4 protein-coding genes are annotated in these 6,972 nt (G+C 59.2%); 3 read left to right on the forward strand and 1 reads right to left on the reverse strand.

The window, feature by feature from the left end; translation table 11 throughout:
- The first annotated feature begins 21 nt into the window (after positions 1-21).
- A complete protein-coding gene (gene topA / locus Q0M74_RS12250; RefSeq protein ID WP_293954879.1) occupies positions 22-3,009 on the forward strand; it encodes a type I DNA topoisomerase in 2,988 nt (995 codons plus the stop codon).
- Positions 3,010-3,027: 18 nt separating this feature from the next.
- Positions 3,028-3,726: a lysoplasmalogenase gene (locus Q0M74_RS12255; RefSeq protein ID WP_293954873.1), complete on the forward strand. Its 699-nt coding sequence runs from the start codon at positions 3,028-3,030 to the stop codon at positions 3,724-3,726.
- Between the two features lie 301 nt (positions 3,727-4,027).
- On the opposite strand, the gene Q0M74_RS12260 is transcribed toward Q0M74_RS12255, so the two are convergent.
- Positions 4,028-5,554, reverse strand: coding sequence for an adenylate/guanylate cyclase domain-containing protein (locus Q0M74_RS12260; protein ID WP_293954875.1), 1,527 nt, complete (start codon positions 5,552-5,554; stop codon positions 4,028-4,030).
- A 64-nt stretch (positions 5,555-5,618) separates the two neighbouring features.
- Here Q0M74_RS12260 and Q0M74_RS12265 point away from each other — a divergent pair, with 64 nt between their 5' ends.
- A complete protein-coding gene (locus Q0M74_RS12265; protein WP_293954877.1) occupies positions 5,619-6,842 on the forward strand; it encodes a DNA polymerase III subunit delta' in 1,224 nt (407 codons plus the stop codon).
- The last annotated feature ends 130 nt before the right edge of the window (positions 6,843-6,972 follow it).

Below are 6,972 nucleotides of genomic sequence, written 5' to 3' on the forward strand. Positions count from 1 at the left end.
CAGGGATCGCGCAAGAAGAGTCTGGTTATCGTCGAGTCGGCGACCAAGGCCCGCAAGATCCAGCCGTACCTGGGCAACGACTACATCGTTGAGGCCTCGGTTGGTCATATCCGTGACCTTCCCCGTGGTGCTGCTGATGTTCCGTTGAAGTACAAGAAGGAGCCCTGGGCTCGTCTTGGTGTGGATACGGAACATGGATTTTCACCTCTCTATGTTGTCAGCCCTGATAAGAAGAAGAAGGTCACCGACCTTAAAGCCAAGCTGAAGCTGTGCGATGAGCTTCTTCTGGCAACAGACCCCGACCGTGAGGGCGAAGCTATCGCCTGGCACCTGTTGGAAGTTCTGAAGCCGAAGGTTCCAGTGCGCCGCATGGTGTTCAACGAGATCACCAAACCAGCAATCCTCGCCGCGGTGGAAAACACCCGTGAGCTGGATGAAAACCTGGTTGATGCCCAGGAAACCCGCCGCATCCTCGACCGTCTCTACGGCTATGAAGTGTCCCCGGTGCTGTGGAAGAAGGTTATGCCACGTCTGTCCGCAGGCCGTGTGCAGTCTGTTGCCACCCGCGTGATCGTGGAGCGTGAGCGTGAGCGCATGGCGTTCATCTCCGCTGATTACTGGGATCTGTCTGCCGAATTCCACAATGGTGCGGCCTCTGAGGCGGATGCTGATAACCCCTCGACCTTTGCTGCCCGCCTGGCCACGATTGATGGTCAGCGTGTGGCTCAGGGCCGTGACTTCAATGACCGTGGTCAGCTGACCGCTGATGTTGTTGTGGTGGACAAGTCCCGCGCGGAGGCTCTCGCCGATGCGTTGCAGGGCCAGGAGATGGCGGTGGCCTCCGTTGAGGAAAAGCCGTACACCCGTCGTCCTTATGCCCCGTTCATGACGTCAACGCTGCAGCAGGAGTCCGGCCGCAAGCTGCACTTCACCTCTGAGCGCACCATGCGTATTGCGCAGCGTCTCTATGAAAACGGTCACATCACCTATATGCGTACTGACTCCACCTCGCTGTCGGAGCAGGGCCTCAAGGCTGCCCGCGCGCAGGCGATGGAGCTCTACGGCAATGAGTATGTCTCCCCGAGCCCGCGCACCTATGAGCGCAAGGTGAAGAACTCCCAGGAGGCCCATGAAGCGATCCGCCCTGCTGGTGAGTCCTTTGCCACCCCGGGCCAGCTGCATGGCCAGTTGGATGCTGAGGAATACAAGCTCTACGAGCTGATCTGGCAGCGCACCGTGGCTTCCCAGATGGCTGATGCCAAGGGCACCTCCATGAAGGTCACCATCGCCGGTGTGGCCAAGTCTGGTGAGAAGACCGAGTTCAACGCCACTGGTCGCACCATCACCTTCCCTGGTTTCCTGCGCGCCTATGTGGAAACCACCAAGAACGCCGATGGCCGTGATGTTGCGGATAATGCTGAAAAGCGCCTTCCACGTCTGGCGCAGGGTGATGCACTGACCGCCACTGAGATCAGCGCTGATGGACACAACACCAACCCACCGGCACGTTTCACGGAAGCGTCCCTGGTGAAGAAGATGGAAGATCTCGGCATCGGCCGTCCTTCCACCTACGCCTCCATCATCAAGACCATCCAGGACCGCGGTTATGTCTACTCCCGCGGCAACGCCCTGGTGCCGTCCTGGGTGGCTTTTGCCGTGGTTGGTCTGCTGGAATCAAACTTCACCTCCCTGGTGGATTATGATTTCACCTCCTCCATGGAGGACGAGCTGGATAATATCGCCGCCGGCCGCGAGGGCCGCACCGAGTGGCTCAACGGCTTCTACTTCGGCGATGCCGAGGCTGATGAATCCATGGCGGAATCCGTTGCCCGCCAGGGTGGCCTGAAGGCCCTGGTGGATCAGAACCTGGAGAAGATCGACGCCCGCTCCGTCAACTCCCTGAGGCTTTTCGACGACTCCGAAGGTCGCCCCGTCAACGTCCGTGTTGGCCGCTATGGGCCGTACATCGAAAGGGTTGTGGGCACCACGGCAGAAGGCGAGCCGGAGTACCAGCGTGCCAACCTGCCTGAGGAAACCACTCCTGATGAGTTGAGCCTCGAAGTTGCAGAGAAGCTCTTCGCCACCCCACAGGGTGGCCGTGAACTGGGAACCAACCCGGCTAATGGACGCATGATTGTGGCCAAGGAAGGCCGCTTCGGACCCTATGTCACCGAACAGGTCCGTGAAGACGAACGTGCCGGTGCTGAAACAGAAGCAGAGAAGGTTGTTGCTGCTGAGCGCAAGGCTGAAGATGAGCAACGTGCCGCGGATGGCATGCGTGTGAAGAACTGGGAAACCAAGACTGCCGCAAACCAGAAGGAAAAGCGCATCAACCAGCTGGTGGAGGAAAACCTCAAGCCAGCCACCGCATCCCTGTTCAGCGGTATGGAACCAGCAACAGTCACCCTGGAAGAGGCATTGAAGCTGCTGTCCCTGCCCCGGGAAGTCGGTGTTGATCCTGCCGATGGTGAGGTCATCACCGCCCAGAACGGTCGCTATGGCCCATATCTGAAGAAGGGCACCGACTCCCGTTCCTTGAGCAGTGAAGAGCAGATCTTCACCGTCACCCTGGATGAGGCACGCCGCATCTACTCTGAGCCGAAGCGTCGTGGCCGGGCAGCAGCACAGCCACCGCTGAAGACACTGGGCGATAACGATGTCTCCGGTAAGCCGATGACCGTCAAGGATGGCCGTTTCGGCCCTTATGTCACCGACGGCACCACCAACGCCTCCCTGCGCAAGGGTGATGTTCCGGAGTCCCTGACCGATGCCCGTGCCAACGAGTTGCTGTCTGAGCGTCGTGCCAAGGAAGCTGCTGATGGAGGTCCTGCGAAGAAGACCACCAAGAAGGCAGCAGCCAAGAAGACGACTGCCAAGAAGACTGCAGCGAAGAAAACCACCGCCAAGAAGGCTCCGGCTAAGAAGGCAGCTGCGAAGAAGACCACAGCGAAGCGCCCACCCCAGACGACTAAGCGTGTGGTCAAGGCCGGCACCAGGAAGCAGTCTTAAACAATGGCGAAGGGGTTCATGGAACGCACCAAGCAGGGTGCACAGGCATTGGTGACTGCAGCCTCACAAGCGATCCATGAACCCGAGCGTGCCGCCTACCTGGTGGCCGCTGACACCAACACGACTGCCTCCCTCTTCGGCTGGAAGCAGCTGAAGAAGATCACCAAACCAGCACTCATGCCCCTGCTTGCAGGACGGGTGTTGCGTTCTGAAGCCCCAGATAATGCCGTGGGTCTTATTGGTCTTGCCGGTGGCTGGGCAGGCGATCTGGCTTTGATGAAACCCAACAACATCCCCGCCGGAGCAACTGGCTTTGCTCTCAACCACGCAGCATATGTGTATCTTCTGACCCAACGTGGTGCACGCCCCAGTGCCGGGCGCGTGGCTATCCGCGCAGTACCGCTGGCGGCAGCAACAGCACTGGCAGCATGGAAGGCACCAAAGCTCCTGCCGGTGGTGCTCTGTTATGGCGGAGCGTTGGCTGCGACCTCCACACTGGCCGATGACCCAGTGCTTATTGATCCAACAGAACCCGCCACCTCCGGCCTGGGCCATGGCGGGAACCTGTTCCTCATCTCTGATGCAGTGCTCTTTGCCCGCGAAACCCTCCTGGACGACAACACCGCAGCCAGCCGCATCGCCGATGCCGTGGTCATGGGCACCTACACGGTGGCACAGTTGTTGATCATTGACGGGCTGTTTCCCAGCAAGAACTGAATGACAGCCTGGGTGGGAATAAATTGTAGACCCTCATAAAGCAGAAGAAGCGAATCCAAACTATGGATTCGCTTCTTCTATTTCTTATGTCTGCAAGGGGAAAGGCGTTCATCCTGCACAGTTCCACAGCTCATGGTTGACAGGGGACATGCCGTCAACATCTGGGCAGCAAGAGTGCTTGTACAGCACTTTCCTTATTAACCCAGAAAGGCTGTCCTTAGAAAGCGCTCTGCTTAATACAGAGATCACTACTGCTTTCTAAGAACAGCCTTTCTGGGTCTATGTGGATAGTCCTTAAAACCTAAGACCGATCCGCCAGTGTCGCCCGGATGGGACGGGCCAGCTGTGTCATCTCACCGCGGCCACGCAGTTCCACGGACTTCATCAAAGTCCACCGGGCTTGTTCGGCTTCATTGGCTTCACGCAGGGTGGCAGCGTTGGTCACGGTGCGTCCCGGGGTGGTCTTCGCCAGGTCCATGAGGCGGGCAGCCTGGTTCACGGCGTCACCGATGACAGTGTATTCAAAGCGGTCATGGCCACCGATGTGTCCGGCAACCACGTGTCCGGCTGCCACCCCGATTCCAGCCTTGAGCTGGAGGTCCTTGAGTGCCAGACGCAGTTCGCGGGCAGCGGCCAGGGCATGCCCGGTCGCATCCGCCAGGGGTATGGGAGCGCCGAAGATGGCCAGTGCGGCATCACCCTGGAACTTGTTGATCACACCCTTGTTGCGGTGGATCACTTCAACCACGTGCTCGAAGAACTCATTGAGTGCCTCCACCACTTCTTCCGGAGGGTGGTTGACGGCGAAGGTGGTGGAGCCGATGACGTCCACGAACAGGACGGCAACCTTGCGGTCCTCACCGCCGAGGGTGGGACGTTCCTCAAGGGCGCGGCGGGCAACTTCATCGCCGACATAACGGCCAAAGAGATCACGCACACGCTGGCGTTCGCGCAGGCCACGCATCATTTCATTGAAGCCGGCCTGCAGTACTCCGATTTCAGAGCCGTCGTAGATATCCACCTGGACATCATTGTCGCCGCGTCGTACCCTGCCGATGGCTTCCTGCAGTTCCAGGATGGGATCCACCACTGAGGACACGGCCAGGCGGGTGCCGAAGTAGCCGGTGACCATCGCACCCAGGGCCAACGCAAGGATTGCCGGAAGGATGTGTGAGGCATCGTCGCCGAAGAAGTGGGTGTAATAGCCCAGGATCATCAGCAGGATGCCCACCACGGGCACACCGATGGTGAGCACCCAGGTCATGCGCAGACGCTGGCTGACTGGTGGTTCCAGGGTGGAGTCCTCAAAACGTCGTGCCAGGGCAGAGGCGGCGACAGGACGGACCAGGCGTTCGGCTTCCAGGAAGGTCAGCAGCGATACCACCGCACATGCCATCAGTGTGGAGACACCCACCACCACGGCCAGTCCTGTGGACATGGATGCGGCAATCGCCACGGCGATGACAATGCCGATCAGCCACACCACGGCACACAGAATCGCCTGGTAGACAGGGATGCGCATCACCAGGTTGCGCACCATGTTGGGGTCATGCTCATCGGGGTGCCGTTGCCATTCCAGGACCGGCCGGAACATCAGGAATGTCACCAGGATGCCCACGAGCACCGCAAACACCAGATAGATACTGCCCACTACCGGAAGGTAGGAGATATCCGGGTTGAAACTGGTGTCGGTGGGGTGCGGAATCAGGTAGCGGACAAACAACATGATTGCGAGCGCACCAAGAACATTTGTGCCGAGCACTGTCGCAGCGTACAGCGGCCACGAAGTGCCCCACAGCCATTTCAATGCCTGAAGCAGTCGACTCATGCCCATTACTCTATCCTGCCTGCGAACATGAGACAGGATGCGCTGACCCGTTAGTGTGGAGGGCGTGACTAAACCCAGTGTCTTCGACCGCCTCGCCGGCCCCGCTTCGGTTTCCGGGATGCTCATCAACGCTGCGAGCACCGCCCGTCATATTGCGCGCGGCATTGACTCCAGCGAGCTTAACGACGCCATGTTCACCCATTCCTGGCTTTTCACCGGACCACCCGGTTCCGGGCGTTCCGTGGCAGCTAAGGCTTTTGCAGCCGCACTGGTCTGCGCGGACCCCACCACGGTGGGTTGTGGGCAGTGTGAGCATTGTCGACTCACCATGCGTGATGCCCACGCCGATGTCATTCACATCATCCCGCAGGAACTGGTGATCTCCGTGGCGAGCATGCGTGAGGTCATCTCTGATGCCGCGAAGATGCCCACCGTGTCTGATTGGCGGGTCATCATCATCGAAGACGCCGACCGGCTCTCCGAAGGTGCCGCCAACGCACTGCTGAAAACAGTGGAGGAACCACCGGAGCGCACCATCATCATTCTCTGTGCGCCGTCAACGGATCCACAGGACATCGCCATTACCCTGCGTTCCCGTTGCCGTCACGTCTACATCCCCACTCCCACGGTGGATGAGATCGCCCGCATCCTGGTGGAGGAAGGTGGTGTCAGTGCCAGCGATGCCCAGTTGGCAGCTGCAGCCTCTGCCGGACATATCGGCAGGGCCCGTCACCTGGCACACAACCAGCAGGTACAAGTGAGGCGCACCAACATCATCAACCTGGCAGAACTGATCTACCACGGCGATCAGGCCTTCCAAGCAGTGAATACCCTGGTCAAAGGTATTGAAAAGGAATCTCAGGAATCCCTGGCTGCCCGTGAGGAAGAAGAACTGGAGAAACTCCGTGCCTCCTTAGGCATGGGTGCCCGAGGAAAAGGTGCTCAGAAGGCACTGCGCGGCACCTCAGGACAACTCAAGGACCTGGAAGACAATCAGAAGAAACGACGTACCCGTTTCCTGCGTGACTCCCTCGACCTGGCTCTGATTGATCTGGCCGGCATCTACCGTGACGCCCTGATGATCTCCTCTGAATCAACCGTGGCCCTGACCCACCCTGACATGGAGGGACTCTCCCAGGAACTGGCAGCCAAGGTCACCCCGGAAGGGCTTGTCGGCTGCCTCGATGCCATCAACATCTGCCGTGAATCATTCGGATTCAACGTCCGCCCCGTGGTCGCCATGGACGCGCTCGTTGGTCGCCTCCGCAAGGCCTACAAAGTCAGCTGACAGGGAGCATTTCTTGTTGGTGCCCCTGATTATTGAACCAGATGCTGTGTACGGTAAAGTGACCAATCGTTAAAACTACCGTGCCGCTTTAGCTCAGTCGGTAGAGCGTCTCACTCGTAATGAGAAGGTC

The organism is uncultured Corynebacterium sp. (assembly GCF_945649885.1).
Taxonomy (GTDB): Bacteria; Actinomycetota; Actinomycetes; order Mycobacteriales; family Mycobacteriaceae; genus Corynebacterium.

Coding starts and splice junctions, on each gene's coding strand:
- Q0M74_RS12255 (WP_293954873.1), top strand. CDS start 3,028: ATGGAACGCACCAAGCAGGGTGCACAGGCATTGGTGACTGCAGCCTCA.
- Q0M74_RS12260 (WP_293954875.1), bottom strand. CDS start 5,554: ATGAGTCGACTGCTTCAGGCATTGAAATGGCTGTGGGGCACTTCGTGG.